The sequence below is a fragment of the Vibrio splendidus 12E03 genome (assembly GCF_000272105.2).
In the GTDB taxonomy this organism is placed as follows: domain Bacteria; phylum Pseudomonadota; class Gammaproteobacteria; order Enterobacterales; family Vibrionaceae; genus Vibrio; species Vibrio splendidus_I.
On record NZ_AJZD02000327.1, the window covers coordinates 23,558 to 23,824 of the forward strand.

The window sequence follows — 267 nt, forward strand, 5'->3', positions numbered from 1 at the left end:
ATCGGAGATCACCGTTGGAGAAGGTGACTCTGATATGGGGGAGGTGACGGAAGATGTCGATGTCGATCCTGAAAGCAATGACTTGATGGCGACGGGAACACTGACGATTACTGATGTAGATGCCAATGATGTTGCGGCCTTTGAACCTAACGGAACGTTTAATCCAGAAGGTTCGACCAATGATACCGCGTTAGGTATGTTGACCATAACCGATGATGGCGAATGGACGTACGTTGTAGATAACGATGATGTGCAATATCTTGATGA

Annotated in this window: 1 protein-coding gene; it reads left to right on the top strand. The window is 46.8% G+C overall.

What is annotated here, in order from left to right; genetic code table 11:
- On the top strand, window positions 1–267 hold a 267-nt coding region (locus tag A142_RS25495; RefSeq protein ID WP_032545376.1), incomplete at both ends, for a VCBS domain-containing protein.